Here is an 18,885-nt window from a genome sequence, read left to right as displayed (position 1 = left end):
TCACCCCTCACGCGTTTCGTGTAGGCCCTGGGCGATATCTAGCCGATCGACTACGCACCGGATGACCAGCACCAGGCAGAGAAATTCATGGTGGCATCGTCCCATCGATGAGATGCTCGTGCAATGCGCGCGAGACGCACCCACAGACCGCCCGCAAAGCGCGAGCGGAACGTGGCCCCCATATCTCGCCAAATAAACCCGCTGCCCGACGTCGGCGATAGCCTCCCGCCCCTTCAGCAAGGGCCTTTTCATTATGCGCCACTGCGTCCTCTACCAGAAGCAGTCCGCCGCCATAAAAATCTCAACTTTTGCTCACTTGGAGCCAATTGGAGATTTCGCTATCTTTTCTCCCCCGGTGAAAGCGATAGCTCATAGAGGGAGGTCTATATGGCTATTCAGTTTGACCAGTCAGGCTTTGAACTCGCACCTCAGCAGATCGGCACCCTGCAAAGGATATTCGATCGAATTTGCTTCGAAGCGAGAATCCCGCGCCAAGACATTCGCGCACGCCGCCTCGCAAAATTCTTGATGGATGAACTCAGGTTCGGCAATACTGATGAAGTGGCATTGACCGAATGTGGCCGCTGGTTCTGCAGGCGGTAGCCCCCACACCTCGTATTCAGAGCGAACAGCCGACCTGGATGCACCACTAAGCTCTGTCATTTTCACATGGAATGCTCCGTGCAGTGGCTGGAGCTAATCCAGATACTAAGCCTTTGTGATAAATACTGCTGGAATACGCCACAATCTCCAAGGAGTGACAACAAAAGCAGCTGGGACCTTCTTCGAGAAGGTCCGATCTCCACGCGAAAATCCCAGAACGAGGGCTTGATTACGGCAACGTCCGCTATCCCCGAGGGGCCGGCTGGGATTAAGGCTATGAGTAAAAGTGATTGGACTTCGCACTGAGGTGATAATGCCTGACCACTTCAAGAATTTAGTCGGCGTCTCCAGGGAAGCAGTTCGGGAAAGGCACCTCCCCCTAGGCAGTGAAGGAGCCGCGCGGCGCGCCTGATCAGTCTGAGGCGCCTAACGAGATGGCCAGATAATTCTGGTTCTAGGACGGTTCGAGAACGGAGAACCAATGTCGTCCACCTTCATTCGAAGGTGCCAGCGGGACCCGCCTCGTTGATGCGGCGTGTCATAATGGAACCATTCTTTCCGGTTTCGGTTGGAGTCCTGAGGTTTAAAAGCTGCTGATCGGCGGTGGACTTCGAAACGATCGTCTGGAGGCTTTGATGGTCCAACTACCTGCGTATCGCCGGCAGTAGGACGCGTCGGGCTGCCTGCCGCGCCGAGCTTCGGCGTAGCCCTGTCACGGTCCTGGCATCGTAATGTTCATACGTCCCATCACATCGGAGGCGAGATAAAATGAACCGCTGGAACAAGGACGGCCAAGGCAACATAAGGGTGTCGCCTATCATTGGCTGGAAGACCGCGACGCTTATAAACCAGAACTCCGATGTTTTCCTTCGCCTCGAATTCGGTGTCGATCACGATCTGGAACAAGTTTCGGCTTTGCAGTTTGGACTCACCGCCCTCCAAGCCAAAGCACTCGGAGAACAACTCGCCTCCCACGGGGACAAGTTGGCTGGGATAGTCAAGGTGATCAAATAATGACCAAGCGAACGACCGAACGCACTTGGCTTTCAATCGGAATTAACAGCCCGTTTGGAAGAGGCCAGTCCGACACCACTGTGAACTCACAATCGCCTGGCGGGTTTCGATGTTGTTCACGTCCGAGGAAATCGCCGCTATCTCAGCCTCCATTTCAAATCGCGTCGGGCCGTTAAGTACCGATTACGGCAGGAAGTCCGTGAAGAATGCACTTGGGGTCGCTGAAACAGCGGATCAAGCGCCGAGCTCGAATGCAGCGGCGGGGCTGACCCGCTCAGCGCCTGAGGGCAAAAACCTCGACCGCGGTTTGACGTCCACGCACCTGCACCGATCCCATCGCAACTGCATCAACGCAACTCTCACGCGCGGCGTTAAATGTGGAGCCGCTAATGAGGCAATCGGTTGAAAACTCCTTATTCAATTCCTCGAGTCGCTGCGCCAAATTCACCGTGTCGCCATACAGTGTGTAGGTGTGACGTTCCTCACCCCCGACGGTCCCGGCGGCCACCTGGCCTGTAGCAACACCGATTCTCAGACGGAGCGCGTGGCCTTCGAATTCGCGTAAAGAAACCAGAGCCAGCAGATCGCGAGCGGCGGCAACCGCCCGTGCCGGGTGGTCTTCGGCGGGAAGTGGCGCATTGAAAGCCGCGATCAAGGCATCACCGATGTAGTTTACGACGACGCCACCGCGCTCATCGATGATCGCCGTCGCCGCGCTAAAAAAGCTATTGAGGATGGTGATCACGCAGCGTCGGTCTGAACGCCTCGAAATTGAAGATTTATGTGACCATGCGCGGATGGCGAGCGGGGTGTGAGGTAAGATATCTCGGGTACATAACCACAGATCCGGCGCCCTGGGACGGCGGCGCCTCTTCTGATCTCAAGAAACGGACAGGCCGCTACCCACCCAATCCTTAGTACCAACGTTGCTGAGCCACTGAGGCGCAGAACGAGCTACATATGAATTCGAGCGACACACTATTTCCAGGCGGCTTCGTTCTTCAACTCATAGTCGGTGAATGCTTTTACCAATCCACCAAGGACTTCTGCCGAAGTTTCGCATAGGGCTCTCAATTGCGTGTCGTCGACGGCATTGACGTCTTCGCGCAGATGCTGGATGAGGGCGTTCATTTCGGATTTTATCTTGTTGGTGTGATGCGCTGAACTGAAGACGGAAGTGGTCATGATGTATTCCTTCGTCGCGAATCGATCATGTCTCTTAAACTCTCAACCGCTCCGTTGGTTCATTCGAGCTTTAGCCGGCCGTCATGCGCCCTGGAGCACTCGGCGACGCGAGTTGTCAGCGGCTTATCATCTCTGGGCAGCCCTAACGAAAGAGCCCTGGTCCAGGAACCAGGGCTCGTCCGATGACTTTGAATCTTAACCTGCAAATATCCAGCAATCGGCGCCGCAATATGCCTAGTTTGTTAGCAAATTCGTCAAGACCAGGTTGGTGCCCCGCAGTGCAAGTCTATGGGTACGGAGAAGAAAATCAATTAATTCTTATGGGTTATCGTGATCAAACCTCAAAAGGTCCAACACCGGTTGGCCGGCGGTCGGTGGACCAACGAGATGTAGCACCTGTGCCGTTCAATCGGCGAACAGCTTGGTAGCGATTTCGCGACAGGCTGTTACCAGGTCAAAGGACTACAATTCCCGGCCGCGTGCTGTCCCGCCGCAAGCAAATCAGTGTTTTCGGTTGTCGTTTGTTGAGGTCGCGCTTTCCAGAACCACGATACCCGAATAGAGAACCGGACTGCCTTTGCGATCGCGGAAGCATCTACCGAAGGCAATGACTGAAACATAGCGGCCACCATGCGTTTTGACGCGATAGGCGGATTGCTGCGCCCGCCCTCCAACTATTGTTTCGGTGATCTTCTTTGCCAAGCGTGGCCGATCTTCGGGATGGACTCGATCAAGGTAGAGTTTGAGGGGCAATCCGCAATTGGTCTCCTCGGCGACAAGACCGAAAAGCTCCGCCAAGGCGGCATCGCCATAAACAAGGTCTTGGGCAATATCCCAGGTAAAAATTCCAGAGTCCGTTGTATCCGCATCGGGCAGATCCACAACGAACGTGCGCTCTCCAACCTCTACCATCGATCCTCCCTGTTTTGGGCTACACGGTTGTAGACAATGCCCTCTAGGGGCATCGTCAATCCCAGCGTCACAGTCGATTGGCGATTTTACATCTCCGGCATTCGCAGCCACCAATTTTTTCCCAAAAATCATGAAGATTTGTTTGTCGCGGCATCCGATGCTGTCGTCTTCAAGCGAATTTAGATAGACCTGCGCCCGCCTTGAATTAGCATAAACTAACAACTCCAGCCAAGATCGAACAATCGCTAGGGGGCAAAAGCGTGGGCACGACCTTGCTGCAGCAGCAAATCTCGCAAATGCGGCCTGTCGTTCCGACCATAACCCCCAAGAGCCGGTCAAATTCACCGGGAAACCGGCAAGGCGATGAATACCATACCGCCCAATGATTTCAGCTATTTCGAGATGATCAATGACCTGGTGCAAAAGGAACCGGCAGAGGCGCTCGATCCAGAGATTATGGGGTCGCTGGCCGCACTTGGCATCATCAAGGGCAAGCCCTTCGAGCCCGACGCCCAACGCCGCAGCTACCGATCGGTTGCGCTTGTAGGCCTATCCCGAACCTGCCGACTTATGCCGAAGAGAGACCCGAGGGCTTGGTGGTCAACGAGCGCGTGCGGGAACATGGATTGCGCGCCGACGGCGGTCGACGCGCTTCCCGGGATCGCCGACACCGTGGGCGGACGCATGACCATCCTCGCTGACAGCATCATCTGCCGTGGCAGCGACATCTCGATCAATGTCGGGCATGCTGCGCGAGTCGTCAGCGCATGAGGCGGCGGGCAGTCTTGCTAGTGCAGCGGGTCGGCGTCCGCGGTGGATTTGTCAGCGGCCAGCCCAAATAGAAGGGTTGCGTATATTCGCGCGCCCTAATGGAACTTTTAGCATCAGGTCCGATTCTACAATTATTCACCCGGTCACAAGGGGCCATCTCGCAGATGCAGCCTCGCCGACGCCGAAGAAGCTGTGCGGACGAATTCTTTCGATTGAGAGAATACAAAAGCCAAGGTGTAGTGGGCGGTTTGTTACATGCGTCGATGGAAAGCTCGTCGCGTTGGGCACGACCATCGCTGAGACGTCAAGTCGGGGCTAGCGGGGGATGGGATGGCATCATTGGTTAAGGTAAGACGATCGTCGCCTGCGCACCAACCCACCAAATCTTGTCGCTGGGGGAATGAACCCTCGTCGAGACGGGTTCCATAAAGCGGCATAGGAGTAAAACCGGACGGCTCACCCCCGGGGGGGGCAGGCACGATGAAGGGTGAGATACCGTCCGGCTCACTCACAACTGCCAAAACTTCTTTCGAATAGAAATGTTCCATCGTGTTCCTGCCGTTCGGACAGAGGAAGATGCTCACGACAGAAATCCCCGCCAGCAGGTTGGCTCGTTCCCACGTTAGACGGGTGTACCCGCGAGATGACGTTGCCCACCGCGTCGGCGACAGTGGGCGCCCCGTCTGGTCGAAAGTCACCGCGACCGACTCCCCATGGGCGTATCGCGTGCGCCGATGAAGAGAATGTCCTTTGGCTGGTCGGCTGGTTGACCGTTACGGAACTGCATGAATGTCACTTTGTAACCGCTGTGCACGCTGTCCTTCTGCCCGCCGAAGATTATGATTTCGAATGGAATTTGTTGAAGCCTTCCAACGACTCGGTGTGGCGCTTGCAATCGGGCTCCTTGTGGGTTGCGAGCGAGGCTGGCAGGACCGCGATTTGCCATCCGGCGGCAGAACCGCGGGCATCCGGACGTTCGGACTTTCAGGTTTCCTCGGCGGACTTGCCGGCTATCTCCAGCTACGATCGGGTCCTGTCATGCCTGCGGTGCTGCTATTGCTCTTCGGCACTGCTTTCGTCATTTTCAAGCGGCGCGAGGCGGAGGAAGAAGAGGATTACGGCGCAACGACAGTCATCGCGAGTTTCGTGGTCGTCGCGCTTGGCGCGGTTGCGGTCGTGGGCGACATACGGCTAGCCGCCGCCGGTGGGGTTGCAACCACGGCACTTCTTGCGGCCAAACGCAGCCTGCATGGCTTTCTCCGGCAATTGACCTGGCGGGAGGTTCGAGCAGCCCTCGTTCTTCTTGCCATGAGCTTAGTTGCTCTCCCGCTGTTGCCGAACGAGCCCATCGATCCGTGGCAGGCGCTAAACCCATTCGCGCTGTGGCTGCTGACGATCACGATCGCCGCCATCTCCTTTGCCGGCTATGTCGCAATCCGCGTTGCCGGCCCCAATCGCGGAATTCTGTTTGCTGGTGCCGCCGGTGGACTGGTCTCCTCCACGGCGCTGACACTCTCCTTTGCTCGCTTCGCAGCTGACGCACCGGAGAGTGCTCGGCGACTGGCTTGCGGCGCGGTGATTGCCGGCGCCCTGTCGCTGGTCCGTGTCGTCATTATCGGTGCCGTCATAGCGCCTGTTCTCCTGGTACCTCTCGCGATCGTGTTAACGCCGGCCGTGTTCGTGCTACTGGCTGCAAGTGGTTTGATTCTGTGGCGAAGCGGCGGTAAGCGTGATGCGCCGGATCTTCACCTGAAAAACCCATTCGAACTCGGCGAGGTACTGCGTTTCGGCGCCCTGCTCGGCGGCGTTACCGTGGCGTCAAAGTTTCTGGTCGAGAGAATCGGCCAGGTCATGCTTTTTGTGGTTGCCGCTGTCTCCGGCCTGATGGATCTCGATGCGATCACGCTTTCGACTGCACGGCTTACGCCGACGTCGGTCGATCTCACAACTGCCGTCGCGGCGATCCTGATCGCGGTGATGATCAATTTGCTGACGAAAGTGGTGCTGGCCTTTTCAGCCGGCGGCAAAGGACCATACGCGCTCACGCTCGCTTTGGCGACGCTTGCTGCAATCGCCGCAGGTTTGTTCGCCTATTTCGTGCTTGGTACCAGCTTTCCCAATTCTCAGTAAGCAGCACGTCCCAGCAATCCGAAAATCGACGAGAGTCGCTTCGCCAGCCGTGCGATTGGCGGCAGTAAAGGCGCGCAGCCGAGATCAATCACCGCCGCCGCAAGATTTCTTTTGCAGTGGCCGGGACGCGGTTACGAGGTCTGACAGGCTCGCCGTTTGGGTTCGGCGCTGGCGTCTCTCTCGTGTCTCGGCACGGATGATTGAGATCATCGGGTTCCGGTATCGTTTCCTGGTGCTTGGGGCGGCGGTCCGCTTGCTTCTTAGCTACAGTAATTTTCTTGGGCATAGCCAGTTACTCCCGTTTCAACAAGAGGAAGCGGCGTGTGGGGCTTAAGGTTCCAAAGCAAACGTGAATTGAAGCGGGCTCAGCTCGAATTGGTTTTCGGCACCGAGTTCGGTGAAGGCGAGAAAGGCTACCCACCCGCCGATCGAACGCGCCATTTGCTACCGGTTCTCACCAAAAATCCCGTTTGAGCCAGGTTCAAGGCATGGAAGTAACGTTGAGATCCCGCCGTCGGCTTCATCCCTCACCTCGATACCGAGACACTCCTCTCCGGTCAATTTCTCAAGCCGATGAACCGTCCCGGCACTGCCGCAGACCAACGCGTCTGACCTGCGGGCGGCGCAGTCTCCCAGTGAGCAAAAGCGGCCTGGTCGGAGACGATCCCGTTACCACCCGCCATTCCGGGGGAACAAAACTGTGCTTTAGCGGTTATATTAGTGCACGCGCAAAAAAAACGATCCAGATGATGATCCGTCGGGATCGTGTGCAAGGATGACCTTCGCCACGGAGGTCATCCTTTTTTGCATTCGGGCGTGGGACCCAGGTCCCACGCCCGAATTGGTCTGTTTGCCATCAGAGATTGGCAAGCAGGTCGTTGATGCGGCTCTCCGCGCTGCCAAGAGCTTCGTCGACTGTTTTGTCGCCGTTCACGGCCGCGCCCACCTCTTCGCCGATGATGTCCTGGATGGCGAACTGACGCTGGACAGCACCGGGCAGCGAGCGACCAGTCTCGGCAATCTCGGCGATGTTTTCACGGTGCGGCAGCGAGTTGAATTCTGGCATGTCGAAGACGACCTTGACCGCCGGCAGGTGACCGGTGCGAGCCCACTGGAAGTCGTTCTCGGCGAGGAACTTGAAGAGCTTGCCGATCGCTTCGATCTGTTCCGGCGAGCGATCCTTGTGCGGCATAACCCAGCTGTGGCCGTCGGCATAGGTACTGTCACGACCAGGATAGAGCTGCGGGACCGGATAAACGGTGTAGCCCTTCGCAAGAGCCGTACCCTCCTTTTCCGACTGGGCGACGAAATCGCCAATCAGCCAGGTGCCGTTGACCGCAATGCCACCATCGCCATTGGTGAAGGCCGTAACAGCAGCCGCATAGTCGAGACCGGTTGTCGTCAGGCCTACGTCCTTGATCTTCTTCATCAACTCGACGACGTTCTTGGCTTCCGGCGTGTTCAGCGTGATCTTGGTCGGATCGGCGAAGAAGTCAGCGTTCTGCTGCTGCAGCAGCGTGTAGAGTACACGCGCATAGGCGGCCGTCTCATTGGCGAGGATCTGCACGAGATAGGGCTTGCCAGTCTTTTCCTTGAACTGCTTTCCCTGAGCTATGAGTTCGTCGGCCGACTTCGGAAGAATAGGCGTGCCGTCTGCGTTCACGAGGCCGGCTTCCTTCATCAGGTTCATGTTGACGTGGAAGAGCATGGTCCAGTTGTCGAAGGGCAAACCGAACATCTTGCCTTCCTTGGTCACTCCGTCACGGGCGGCATCCGTGAAACTGTCAGGCGAGATGCCTTGGGTGGAAAGAACCTGATCGATCGGGTCAATCAGGCCCCGCGACTGGTAGTCAGAGATCGCGGAGTAGTGCATGGAGACGACATCTGGAGCGGCGCCCGATGAGAGCTGGGCGTTGAGCTGGTCGTAACCCGGCCATTCCACGGTGGTCACATTGACGTCGATATCCGGATTGTCGGCCTCGAACTTGTTGACCAGCGAAGTAATGATGCCGCACTCGCCGACGGCCTTGGAAACGTCGGTGACGGAACCATACTCTGCGTCGCAGGCGCCGAAGAAGCGCTGCAGCTCGATCTTCGTCTGCGCGTGGGCCGAGGTGCCGCAGGTCAGCGCAATCAGTGCTGCCGTACTGAGTAGAAAACGTCTCATGGTATATCTCTCCCTTTGAGGGGCTCTCGCCCTGGTTCAAGCCTGCTGCGGCCCTTTCCTCCCGGCCACAGCAGCAGTCACTTCACAGCACCGCTCGAAACCGCGGTGACGATATGGCGCTGGAAAATCACGTAGACGATCAGCACGGGCAGGCTGGCAAAGACGGCCTGTGCGCTGAGGAAGCCGAGACCTTCGCTTTGGGCGAAATTGGTCTGAGAGGAGGCGATGCCGATGGTGAGCGTGAACATCTCCTTCCTCGTGGCCGAGATCAGCGGCCACCAGTAGTCATTCCAGGCATGCAGGAAAGTAAAGATACCAAGCGTCGCCTGGGCCGGCAGCGTCAGCGGCAAAAGGACCTTCCAAAAAATGCGCAGCGACGAGGCATTGTCGAGCAGTGCCGCCTCGTCGATCTCCTTAGGGATCGCCTTGAAGAACTGGGTCATCAGGAAGACCCCAAAGGCAGAGGACATGCCAGGCAGCATCAGCCCGATATAGGAGTTATGCAGGCCAAACCAGTTGACCATCTGGTGACGGGCGATGATGACCGCCTGCTCGGGCACGGCAAGGCCGAAGAGCACGATGACGAAGATCGTCTTGCGAAACGGAAATTCGAGGCGCGCGAAAGCATAACCTGCAAGCGAGGACAGGATCAGCACGCCGGCCGTCTGCCCGATCGCAACTACGACGCTGTTGAAGAACCAGCCGAAGGCCTGCGACGAGTGGATGATATTGACGTAATTGACAAGCGTGTAGGGCAACTGGAACACCGATTCCGTGCCGAGCATCAGCTCCTTATTGTCCTTGACCGACAGGCCGACGAGCCAGGCGACGGGCGCCATCATGACGACCGAGAGCACAATGGCGATCGTAAGCAGCGTCCGATTACCAGTCAGGGCCTCAGGGCGATAGGTCGTTTGATCCGTGCTCATTCGGAGGCTTCCGTCTTGCGCGTCGAGACCACATACTGCGCCATCGCCGCCACGAGAATGATGAGGAACAGGAACTCGGAAGCTGCAGCAGCCTTGCCGACATCCCAGCGCACGAAGCCTACTTCGTAAATATACATGACCAGCGGTCGAGACGTGCCGTTGGGGCCGCCATTGGTCATGATCTGCGCCTGTCCGAAAAGCTGAAACTGCATGACGATCTGGATAATCGTGACCAGCATGATGGTGCGAGCGATCGAGGGGAGCGTAACGCGGGTGAGCACGCGCCAAGGGTTGGCATTGTCGAGTGCTGCTGCTTCATAGAGATCGTTCGGGATTTGTTGCAGAGCGGCAAGAAACAGCATCATCGGCAGGCCGAGGCACCACCACACGGTCGCGACGCCAACCGAAAACAAAGACCAGCCGCTCGTCGAGAGGACGTTTATCGGTTGTACCCCGAACTGTTCGGAAACAACCGCCAACAGTCCGTCACCGGGGATGAAGACGAAACGCCAAATCAGCGTCACGATCGTCACCGAAAGTACTGACGAAGAAAAGAACAGGCCGCGCAGGAACGAGGTTGTCCGTGTCGTTTTATTGAGGGCAAGTGCTAGGAAAAGTCCGAGCGCCACCAGCGACGGCACACTCACAAGCACGAAGACCATCGTGTTGCGCAGAGCCTGCAGGAAAACTGGGTCGGCAAGCACGCGCGCATAGTTTCCAAGACCGACGAAACGACCCGGCCCGAACAGATCGGCCTTGTGCAAGCTCAGCCACGCGCCCCAGAAGAGCGGAAAGACGAGCAGCGCCATAAAGACGGATAGGTAAGGTACGATGAAAAGGCCATTGCTCCACTGGCTGCGGCGATAACTCTCGGCCATGTCAGTCGCGCTCCGAATGGTGGGCGATACCGGCGGCGTCAAAAAGATGGATGGCAGTCGTATCGATAGCGATCTGCAATATCTCGCCGCCGCGCGCCTCGCTGCGTCCGTCGGTTTCGGCCGTCAACTTAGTGCCGTCAGACATTTGTCCGTAGATCAGCGTGCGATCGCCAAGCCGCTCGACGACTTCGGCCGTAAGAGCAATGCCTTCCTGACCGGCCGGCAGGACGGCCACATTCTCGGCGCGGATGCCGAGGCTTGCACCTTCTGGCGAAAAACTCGGTGGCAAGCGGAAGGCCGCATGGATGTCGCCAAGGCCCCTCGTCCCGAGCGTCAGTGTGTTGCTTTTGTCGGCCACACTCTTGATCGGCACGAAGTTCATGGCTGGCGAGCCGACGAAGCCTGCAACAAACCGGCTTGCGGGACGTCGATAGATTTCCATCGGTGTGCCGATCTGCTCAATCCTGCGGTTCTGCATGATGACGATGCGGTCGGCGAGCGTCATCGCTTCCACCTGATCATGCGTTACGAAGATCATCGTGCTGCCGAGGCGGCCGTGAAGCTGCGCAAGTTCCAGCCGGGTGCGCCCGCGAAGGGCAGCATCAAGATTAGACAGCGGCTCGTCGAACAGGAAGGCCTTCGGCTCCTTGACGATGGCGCGCCCTATCGCCACGCGTTGGCGTTGTCCACCGGAAAGTTTCTGTGGCTTTCGATCGAGAAGATGGGCGATTTCCAGCGTTGCGGCGGCCTGCTGGACGCGACGCCCGATCTCCTTCTTCGGCATGCCGATGTTTTCTAGGCCGAAGGACATGTTCTGGGCGACGGACATATGCGGATAAAGCGCATAGGACTGGAAGACCATGGCGACGCCGCGCTTGCCTGGTGGCAGCGTGTCGACGCGCTGATCGCCCACCGCGATCGTGCCGCTCGTCACATCCTCCAGACCTGCAATCATACGCAGAAGGGTGGACTTACCGCAGCCCGAAGGCCCGAGGAAGACGACGAACTCGCCTGCCTTGATCGACAGCGAAATGTCGTCCAGCACGGTAAGCGCACCGTAGCGCTTTGTGACGTTGCTGATCTCGATCGATGCTGACATGGTCCCTCCTCCCTGTCGTTGGCGTCTTACGCGCCGAGCCGGATCATCCGGTAGCTCAGCGGCGCGATTGCGGCGACCAAACGCCTGCCAGCAACCGATGCACCCGAGCCATCCCGCGGCTCGATCGCTTCGCCTCCGGGACCATTGACGGCGCGAAGATCGTGACCCTCCATGACCTTGTCCATGATCACCTTGCGGTCGCCGAAGCCTTCAAGAGCGAGTTCAAGCTCGATCGCTTCCTTCTGGTGTCGGTTGACGATGAAGAAGGTAAGGGCACCATCGGCCTCAGTCTCGACAGCGGAAACGTCGAGATAGGCGACATTTTCTGCAAAGTCGGTGGAATAGCCGGGGCAGTCCAGCGCCAATTGCAGCGCCTTGCCTCGACCATATCGCGAGGCGTAGGCGTAGGGGAAGAACGTGGTCTGCCGCCAGGCGGGTCCACCCGGGACAGTCATGATCGGTGCGATGACGTTGACGAGCTGTGCCAGGCAACCGACCTTTACCACGTCCGAACGGCGGATGAAGGTGTTGAGGATGCAGCCGACCTGCAGCACATCCTCGAAATTGTAGATGTCTTCCAAAAGCGCCGGGGCATGCGGCCAACCGTCGTTGCCTTCCAGCACCTTCCGGTCGGCCTCACGCGAGTGATACCAGACGTTCCACTCGTCGAAGCTGATATAGACATCCTTCTTCGAGCGCTTCTTGGCCTTGGTGTAGGTGATCACGCCTGCAACGGTGGCGATGTAGTCGTCGAGACGGGCGTTCTGCGCCAGATAATCGGCCGTGTTTCCTGCATGATTATCGAAGTACATGTGGAGGCTGATGTAGTCGATGGAATCATAGGTGTAATCGAGAACCGTGGCTTCCCACGCCGGGTAGGTCGGCATCTTCGGCGAGGACGAACCGCAGACCACAAGTTCGATCGACTTGTCGAAGGCGCGCATGGCCTTTGCGGTCTCGAACGCGATGCGGCCGTATTCTTCCGCCGTCTTCTGGCCGATTTGCCAGGGGCCATCCATCTCGTTGCCCAAGCACCACATCTTGACGTTCCAGGGCTCGTCGCGGCCGTTCTTGCGGCGAAGATCCGACCAGTAGCTGCCGCCCGGATGATTGACATATTCGAGGAAGGCGCGAGCCGAATCCAGGCCGCGCGACCCGAGATTGACGGCGAGCATCATGTCGGTGCTGGCCGCTTCCGCCCAATCGGCGAATTCATGGATACCAACGTGGTTGCTCTCGGAGCTGTGCCAGGCGAGATCGAGGCGCACGGGACGTTCTTCGCGCGGGCCGATGCCGTCTTCCCAGTTATAGGCCGATACAAAGTTACCACCGGGATAGCGTACGATCGGAACATCGGCTTCACGAACGAGGTCGATCACGTCCTGGCGCATTCCGTTCTTGTCAGCCGTCGGGTGATCCGGCTCGTAGATCCCCGAATAAACGGCGCGGCCGAGATGTTCGACGAACGAGCCGTAAAGGCGTGGATCAACGGTACTGATGACGTAACCGCTGTGTGCGGTACCGACTGCGCGCATGCTTTCCTCCCTGTATATCCAAAATACAGATATATATCAATTAGTATGATAATTTACACGGGAAGGCGCAGGCGTCAATCCGCCAATTTCGGCAACAAGCGCCCAATCACCAAATCAGATCTTCAAACGCAGCACGATGTCTTGGTCGTAATTGCCAAAACCTCGACCGAAGATATTGATTCCACCTGGGTGTTCGGCCGTTTCCGGAACTTCAATCCGTAGACGAATTGAACGATGTTCGAGCAGGTTGAGGTCAGCGAGATTGGTGTCGGAAAAGCGCACACCATCAATGAAGGTACCATGTTCGGTGACGCGGAAGGACTTCAGTACGCCATACTGGCTGCCCCGAAGCTTCCACCAGTCGGGAGTATATTTTCCCCGGCGATCGCCAAAGTCGCCAGGCGAGGTCCACACGAAGATACTCTTGCCATTGATGGAAAGCGTGATGTCCGATGGCCAGTTGTCCGAGGTTCCCGGCACTTCGGAGGAGAGCTCTAGGATGACCTCGAGTTCCTTGACCTCCGCACCCTTGATGCGGGCATTGTTGGGAAACTGATAATCGACATATCCCTTTGAAAACCATAGTAAACCAGCCTTCATGCGGTCTGGCGCGAGGAATGTGTCGGGGCTGTCGAGGTAACCGATGATGCCGTCACGGGAGCACATGCCGCAGGGCGCGTAGACCTCGTATCCGCTATAGAGACCGACTGGCATCGCAACCTCGATCAACTCCTGCGCTGTTCGGGCCGGGCTGGCAAAAGAGAGAATGATCTCCTCGTGCACGGCGTGGCAGATCTTTTGGCTGCCCTTGCGCGCCTTGGAAACCTCGGTTCGGATAAGACCCGCTTCCTCCAGTAGATTGAGATGCGTTGACGTGGTCGACTGCGGCAGCTCCAATGCCTCCGCTATTTCATTGACGTTCAGCGGTCCGCGATTGTGCAAAAGCTCCAACATCGAAAGACGCGCGGGAGCGGCAAGGCATCTCAACACGTCCTTGCCGTCTTCCGGGCTGATCATCAGAAATCGCGTACTCATATGTCCTCCGAAACGTCGCACCCGATCTGTATCAAATACCTTGATATAATCAATTGCCACAGGGCCATTCCGGAACTCGACGCCTCGCGCGTTTCCCCAGCTGAAAATTGTGTTCTCCAGGCTTTGGATGATGTGGTTGGTCAAGCCAGGGACGTGCAGTTCGATATTGAGATGCTTGCCGCCAAAGTGGGCGAGCAACACCGGCCCGCTGACTGATCCCTGCGGACAGCGCGACAGCAAATTCGCCAATTCTGCCGCAACGCACACCCCAGCGCTTGAGCAGGCATTACTCCCGGAAATTCTCGATTGCACCGCGCCAAATGCGGCGCATAATTATCTGCGCTGGGACAGCATGACATGTCCTCCTTACCGGTGGGGAGTTATGTGTGATGAACAAAACCGTTGGATCTCGCCAAGAGATAATAGCGCCTGAAGACTTTAGGAAAATCGAAGGTGTGTTTCGCGAATTGGTGCGTCGAAAGCGGGTTGCACTGGAAAGTGAAGAGGCTGATGCGCTCGCCGCCCGCCTTATAGGGCTGTACCAAAGCGGCATCCAAGACGCGGAGGCCCTCAGGCACCTTATGAGCTGTTAGCGGTCGTCGCCGCTCCAAAACAAGCGGGCACTGCGTAGGCCGCAACCGCTCAAGATTTCGAACCGGCCGAGCAATGAGGGCAGGATCGATAGCTCGTCTTTGATCCTGTCTGGGTCTTGGAAAGGTCCAATCTATTCAAGCCGCGAAGCGGCTTTCGACAACTCTTCATGGCCCTTGCGAGGAAAGTTCTGCTACCTTGCTAGGGCGCAACCGACTGACCACGGCTTCAGTGAACAGTAGGGTAGTTTGTTGTCACCTCTCGTGTCCCACTGACGAATATCAATTCGTTGTTTTCGCACTTGAAAAGCACTTAGCGGAAGATAGATGGTCGAACACGAGGCACCGCAGGAGGGGTCGAACCATGGGACAGTTGACGACCATCGAACGGGGGCTGGCGTCCGCCATATTAATTTTGCTCGCGATTATCGGGATCGCGATGGGAGTGGCTGGTCGAACCGACCCCCTGGGCGTTCATGGCGCAATAATCTTCTTCTACAGTGTCGCGCTCATATTCATCATCATTTCGCGTGCATTTGAGGGTGTGCCCGATCCGACCCGTATCGAGCGATACTATGATGATCCGATCAAGGCCGGTGTCGCATTCACCCTCGCCTGGGCGATCTTTGGGATGTTCATCGGTGTTTGGGCGGCCGCACAGCTCGCTTGGCCCAGTCTTAATTTCGATACGGCATGGACAAGTTTCGGCCGCATCCGTCCTGCGCATACGACGGGCGTCATTTTTGGATTTGGTGGCAATGCCTTGATCGCAACTTCATTCCACGTCGTCCAGAGAACGTCCCGCGCAAGGTTGGCCGACCAGCTCAGTCCGTGGTTCGTGCTGATGGGCTATAATCTATTCTGCATATTGGCAGTCACCGGGTATTTCATGGGGATCACCCAATCGAAAGAATATGCCGAGGCGGAATGGTATGCTGATCTCTGGCTTGTAATTGTCTGGGTGACCTACTTCATCCTGTACATCAGGACTTTGGCGCGTCGCCGTGAACCTCACATCTATGTCGCCAACTGGTACTATATGGCTTTCATCCTGGTGGTCGCTATCTTGCACATCGTCAACAACCTGACGATCCCCGTCTCACTCGGCCACGCAAAAAGCTATACAATCTGGGCAGGCGTCCAGGATTCTATGGTGCAATGGTGGTATGGGCACAACGCTGTTGCTTTCTTTTTGACTGCAGGCTTTCTGGCAATGCTTTATTACTATTTGCCGAAACGAGCCGAACGACCTATTTTTTCGTATCGCCTATCGATACTAAGCTTCTGGGGTATTACATTCTTTTATATGTGGGCCGGATCCCATCACTTACACTACACGGCATTGCCCCATTGGGTACAAAATCTTGGCATGACATTTTCGGTCATGTTGCTCGTTCCATCATGGGCCTCAGCGGGAAACGCGCTGCTCACGCTCAACGGCGCGTGGCATAAGGTGCGGGATGACGCCACACTTCGTTTCATGATGACCGCGGCCTTTTTCTATGGGTTGTCCACCTTCGAAGGCTCGTTTCTCGCCATACGCCCGGTGAACTCCCTTTCCCATTATACCGATTGGACCGTCGGGCACGTGCATGCGGGTGCACTCGGGTGGGTGGCGCTGATCACCTACGGATCACTGTACACGCTGGTGCCCGCCATCTGGAAACGGGAACGCATGTATTCAGCCACGCTGGTCGAAGTCCACTTCTGGCTCGCTCTTGCAGGCACGCTGATCTATGTGTTTGCCATGTGGAACTCGGGCATCATCCAGGGTCTGATGTGGCGCACCTATAGTGAGGACAACAATCTTACCTACTCGTTCGTCGATTCACTTGTTGCAATGTATCCCTATTATATCGCCCGCGCCTTCGGGGGGTTCCTCTTCCTGTTGGGCGCGATCGTTGCGACCTACAATATCTGGATGACCGTTCGGGAAGCCCCTGTGGGGGGTTACGCAGGAGATGCGCCGCCCATCACGTCAATCCCACAGAACACGGCAACAGGCCCAGCGGAGTAAAGCGATGCCAGAACTGTTTCATCGCAAGCTCGAACGGACTGCAATCGGATTTGTACTGGCAATCATCGCTGCGGCAAGTGTAGGAGGCATTGTGGAGATTGCCCCCTTGTTCACGATCGACGAGACGGTCGAAACTGTGGACGATATGCGGCTTTATACGCCGCTCGAGTTAGCAGGCCGCAATATCTATGTCCGGGAAGGTTGCTACGCCTGTCACAGCCAGATGATCCGCACGCTACGCGATGAGGTTGAACGGTACGGCCCCTACTCGCTTGCAGTCGAGTCGAAATACGATCATCCAATGTTATGGGGATCTAAACGCACGGGACCCGATCTTGCCCGCATCGGTGGGAAGTATTCAGACTTCTGGCACGTCGCTCATCTAAGCAATCCTCGTGACGTTGTGCCGGAGTCGAACATGCCGGCATATGCTTGGCTTGCGAGGACGCCATTGCGGATGAACGACCTTGCCGAGCACCTCCAAGCTCAGCGAGTGGTTGGCGTGCCCTACACAGACGCTATGATTGCCAATGCCTCGTCTGACGCCTACGGCCAGGCAATGCCCGACAGCACGCAATCCTCAGGCGTCTCCGAGCGATACGGGGAGAATACGACAGTCACTGCCTTCGATGGCGTTGCCACGAACGTGACCGAGATGGATGCGCTCGTGGCCTACCTCCAAGTGCTTGGCCGTCTGACCGAAGCCGCCTATGCCAACACGGCAGCGACGGAACAAGCACCCGATCCCAACGATTGAACCCGGGGAGAGCCGAAATGTTTACGCACGATACTCTGGTTAAAGCAGCCAAGAGTTGGGGCTTATTCTACCTCATCGGCTTCTCGATTTGCGTGCTTGTTTACACTTTCTGGCCGTCTAACAAGGCTCGGTTCGACCGGGCAAAACACAACATTCTCGATGAGGACGATGTGCCATGGAAGTAGACGAAATCGATCCCGTTAGCGGCCGCAAAACAACCGGGCACGAATGGAACGGCATAAAAGAACTGGACACTCCGGTACCGCGAGGGGTCCTTCTTTTCCTCATCGTCACGCATATTTTCGCGCTTGTATGGTGGGTGCTGCTTCCTACATGGCCGCTTGGTTCGACCTACACCAAGGGGCTGCTGGGTATCGACCAGCGCAAAACCGTCGAAGAGAAATTGGCAAGTGCCACATCAGCCCGGGCCGCCCTGACGACACAACTTGAAACCCTATCTTTCGACGAAATCAGAGCCAACGAACGTTTGATGGCCACCGTCAGATCGATGGGGCACCAATTGTTCGGAGATAACTGTGCTGCCTGTCATGGCGTCGATGGGCGGGGTAGGAATAACTACCCAGACCTCACGGATGACGATTGGCTGTGGGGCGGCAGTCCGGAAAACATTGCTCAGACGCTCAAAGTCGGGATCAACACCCAGCATGAGGAGAGCCGGGTGGCGCAGATGCCCGCCTTTGGCCGTGACGAAATGCTGGATCGCAATCAGGTCAGGGATGTCGCATTGTATGTTCGCTCCCTCACTATTCCCGCCGCCTCCACTGCCGATAACGTCGGGCAAATGGAGCGCGGCCGCGAAGTCTTCCTCACAACGTGCGCTGCGTGCCATGGTGAGGATGCCCAAGGAAATCAGGAGGTTGGGGCACCCAACCTTACAGACCAGTATTGGGTATATGGCGGTAGCCTTCAAAATATCATCGATACAGTTCACGGCGGACGGCAGGGCCACATGCCAACTTGGGACGAGCGGTTGACGCCCCTCGAGATCAAGGTCCTGGCTCTTTATGTGAACTCCCTTGGAGTAGAGAAGCCGTGATGACGACAAGAAACCGATCAAAATCGGCCATCCTGGTTTTCTCTCTCATTGCTGCGGCATGCGCGCTCTTTGTGGGCGCGAATGCTCATTTGTTGTTTGTGGCGTACGACAGCGATCCTGGATGTGTAGCGCATCTGAAGGATGCCGGAACTGGACCGGGGCAGTTCAAGGCAGCCAAGTCATCGTGCTGATCGCGAGCTTAAGGA

General features: G+C 57.0%; 19 protein-coding genes. 10 read left to right on the top strand and 9 right to left on the bottom strand.

Going from position 1 to position 18,885, the window contains the following annotated elements; translation table 11 throughout:
* The first annotated feature begins 387 nt into the window (after positions 1-387).
* Positions 388-603, top strand: coding sequence for a hypothetical protein (locus ASD02_RS32725; RefSeq protein WP_057218560.1), 216 nt, complete (start codon positions 388-390; stop codon positions 601-603).
* Positions 604-1,371: 768 nt separating this feature from the next.
* Complete coding sequence (locus ASD02_RS32720) at positions 1,372-1,617, top strand: hypothetical protein (RefSeq protein ID WP_057218561.1); 246 nt, start codon at positions 1,372-1,374, stop codon at positions 1,615-1,617.
* A 274-nt stretch (positions 1,618-1,891) separates the two neighbouring features.
* Here ASD02_RS32720 and ASD02_RS32715 read toward each other — a convergent pair whose 3' ends face one another.
* The 3 genes from ASD02_RS32715 to ASD02_RS32705 all read right to left on the bottom strand — a co-directional run bounded on the left by ASD02_RS32715 (position 1,892) and on the right by ASD02_RS32705 (position 3,714).
* Positions 1,892-2,389 carry an adenylate/guanylate cyclase domain-containing protein gene (locus ASD02_RS32715; protein WP_225968602.1) on the bottom strand — a complete coding sequence of 166 codons (498 nt, stop codon included), beginning with the start codon at positions 2,387-2,389 and terminating at the stop codon, positions 1,892-1,894.
* A gap of 206 nt (positions 2,390-2,595) precedes the next feature.
* On the bottom strand, positions 2,596-2,802 hold the full coding sequence (locus ASD02_RS32710) for a hypothetical protein (RefSeq protein WP_057218573.1): 207 nt from the start codon (positions 2,800-2,802) through the stop codon (positions 2,596-2,598).
* Between the two features lie 501 nt (positions 2,803-3,303).
* Positions 3,304-3,714 carry a PAS domain-containing protein gene (locus ASD02_RS32705; RefSeq protein ID WP_057218574.1) on the bottom strand — a complete coding sequence of 137 codons (411 nt, stop codon included), beginning with the start codon at positions 3,712-3,714 and terminating at the stop codon, positions 3,304-3,306.
* A gap of 363 nt (positions 3,715-4,077) precedes the next feature.
* On the opposite strand from ASD02_RS32705, the gene ASD02_RS40665 reads away from it, so the two are divergent.
* Both ASD02_RS40665 and ASD02_RS32695 read left to right on the top strand, forming a co-directional pair.
* Positions 4,078-4,485: an alpha-hydroxy-acid oxidizing protein gene (locus ASD02_RS40665; protein ID WP_057218576.1), complete on the top strand. Its 408-nt coding sequence runs from the start codon at positions 4,078-4,080 to the stop codon at positions 4,483-4,485.
* Between the two features lie 849 nt (positions 4,486-5,334).
* Positions 5,335-6,615, top strand: a complete 1,281-nt coding sequence (locus ASD02_RS32695) for an MgtC/SapB family protein (protein WP_057221681.1) — start codon at positions 5,335-5,337, stop codon at positions 6,613-6,615.
* An 856-nt stretch (positions 6,616-7,471) separates the two neighbouring features.
* Here ASD02_RS32695 and ASD02_RS32690 read toward each other — a convergent pair.
* From ASD02_RS32690 to ASD02_RS32665, 6 genes are all read right to left on the bottom strand, one after another.
* Complete coding sequence (locus ASD02_RS32690; protein WP_057218578.1) at positions 7,472-8,782, bottom strand: extracellular solute-binding protein; 1,311 nt, start codon at positions 8,780-8,782, stop codon at positions 7,472-7,474.
* A gap of 77 nt (positions 8,783-8,859) precedes the next feature.
* Positions 8,860-9,711 carry a carbohydrate ABC transporter permease gene (locus tag ASD02_RS32685; protein ID WP_057221680.1) on the bottom strand — a complete coding sequence of 284 codons (852 nt, stop codon included), beginning with the start codon at positions 9,709-9,711 and terminating at the stop codon, positions 8,860-8,862.
* Complete coding sequence (locus tag ASD02_RS32680; RefSeq protein WP_057221679.1) at positions 9,708-10,589, bottom strand: sugar ABC transporter permease; 882 nt, start codon at positions 10,587-10,589, stop codon at positions 9,708-9,710. Before ASD02_RS32680 ends, ASD02_RS32685 begins: the two co-directional genes overlap by 4 nt.
* Before the next feature lies 1 nt (position 10,590).
* On the bottom strand, positions 10,591-11,688 hold the full coding sequence (ugpC, locus tag ASD02_RS32675) for a sn-glycerol-3-phosphate ABC transporter ATP-binding protein UgpC (protein ID WP_057218581.1): 1,098 nt from the start codon (positions 11,686-11,688) through the stop codon (positions 10,591-10,593).
* 26 nt (positions 11,689-11,714) lie between these two features.
* Positions 11,715-13,223, bottom strand: a complete 1,509-nt coding sequence (locus tag ASD02_RS32670) for an alpha-N-arabinofuranosidase (RefSeq protein ID WP_057221678.1) — start codon at positions 13,221-13,223, stop codon at positions 11,715-11,717.
* Between the two features lie 114 nt (positions 13,224-13,337).
* Positions 13,338-14,258 carry a metalloregulator ArsR/SmtB family transcription factor gene (locus ASD02_RS32665; RefSeq protein WP_057221677.1) on the bottom strand — a complete coding sequence of 307 codons (921 nt, stop codon included), beginning with the start codon at positions 14,256-14,258 and terminating at the stop codon, positions 13,338-13,340.
* A 389-nt stretch (positions 14,259-14,647) separates the two neighbouring features.
* Between ASD02_RS32665 and ASD02_RS32655 the strand changes: the two genes are divergently transcribed.
* The 6 genes from ASD02_RS32655 to ASD02_RS40660 all read left to right on the top strand — a co-directional run bounded on the left by ASD02_RS32655 (position 14,648) and on the right by ASD02_RS40660 (position 18,870).
* Complete coding sequence (locus ASD02_RS32655; protein ID WP_057209358.1) at positions 14,648-14,851, top strand: hypothetical protein; 204 nt, start codon at positions 14,648-14,650, stop codon at positions 14,849-14,851.
* Between the two features lie 361 nt (positions 14,852-15,212).
* Positions 15,213-16,865: a cytochrome-c oxidase, cbb3-type subunit I gene (gene ccoN / locus ASD02_RS32650; RefSeq protein WP_057221675.1), complete on the top strand. Its 1,653-nt coding sequence runs from the start codon at positions 15,213-15,215 to the stop codon at positions 16,863-16,865.
* Between the two features lie 4 nt (positions 16,866-16,869).
* On the top strand, positions 16,870-17,622 hold the full coding sequence (gene ccoO / locus ASD02_RS32645) for a cytochrome-c oxidase, cbb3-type subunit II (RefSeq protein ID WP_057209355.1): 753 nt from the start codon (positions 16,870-16,872) through the stop codon (positions 17,620-17,622).
* 17 nt (positions 17,623-17,639) lie between these two features.
* Positions 17,640-17,807: a CcoQ/FixQ family Cbb3-type cytochrome c oxidase assembly chaperone gene (locus ASD02_RS32640; protein WP_057221674.1), complete on the top strand. Its 168-nt coding sequence runs from the start codon at positions 17,640-17,642 to the stop codon at positions 17,805-17,807.
* A complete protein-coding gene (gene ccoP / locus ASD02_RS32635; RefSeq protein ID WP_057221673.1) occupies positions 17,798-18,679 on the top strand; it encodes a cytochrome-c oxidase, cbb3-type subunit III in 882 nt (293 codons plus the stop codon). The genes ASD02_RS32640 and ccoP overlap by 10 nt, the downstream gene beginning before the upstream one ends.
* Positions 18,679-18,870, top strand: a complete 192-nt coding sequence (locus ASD02_RS40660) for a hypothetical protein (RefSeq protein ID WP_082523695.1) — start codon at positions 18,679-18,681, stop codon at positions 18,868-18,870. Before ccoP ends, ASD02_RS40660 begins: the two co-directional genes overlap by 1 nt.
* Positions 18,871-18,885: the final 15 nt, after the last annotated feature.

The sequence above is a fragment of the Ensifer sp. Root1252 genome (genome assembly GCF_001425885.1).
In the GTDB taxonomy this organism is placed as follows: Bacteria; Pseudomonadota; Alphaproteobacteria; order Rhizobiales; family Rhizobiaceae; genus Ensifer; species Ensifer canadensis.
Note: the sequence above shows the minus strand (reverse complement) of the source record. Positions and strands in the feature narration are given on the sequence as shown.